At 53.6% G+C, this 567-nt stretch carries 1 rRNA gene; it reads left to right on the plus strand.

The window, feature by feature from the left end:
* Window positions 1–567: ribosomal RNA gene (locus ACOTXI_RS24260) — 23S ribosomal RNA — on the plus strand; the annotation flags it as partial.

Genomic DNA, 567 nt, shown 5'->3' on the forward strand with positions numbered 1-567 from the left:
GGTTAACCGTATAGGGGAGCCGAAGGGAAACCGAGTCTTAACTGGGCGTTAAGTTGCAGGGTATAGACCCGAAACCCGGTGATCTAGCCATGGGCAGGTTGAAGGTTGGGTAACACTAACTGGAGGACCGAACCGACTAATGTTGAAAAATTAGCGGATGACTTGTGGCTGGGGGTGAAAGGCCAATCAAACCGGGAGATAGCTGGTTCTCCCCGAAAGCTATTTAGGTAGCGCCTCGTGAACTCATCTTCGGGGGTAGAGCACTGTTTCGGCTAGGGGGCCATCCCGGCTTACCAACCCGATGCAAACTACGAATACCGAAGAATGTTATCACGGGAGACACACGGCGGGTGCTAACGTCCGTCGTGAAGAGGGAAACAACCCAGACCGCCAGCTAAGGTCCCAAAGTCATGGTTAAGTGGGAAACGATGTGGGAAGGCACAGACAGCCAGGATGTTGGCTTAGAAGCAGCCATCATTTAAAGAAAGCGTAATAGCTCACTGGTCGAGTCGGCCTGCGCGGAAGATGTAACGGGGCTAAACCATGCACCGAAGCTGCGGCAGCGAC

Origin of the sequence: Enterobacter cloacae complex sp. BZL2005 (assembly GCF_049238885.1) — a bacterium.
In the GTDB taxonomy this organism is placed as follows: domain Bacteria; phylum Pseudomonadota; class Gammaproteobacteria; order Enterobacterales; family Enterobacteriaceae; genus Enterobacter; species Enterobacter roggenkampii.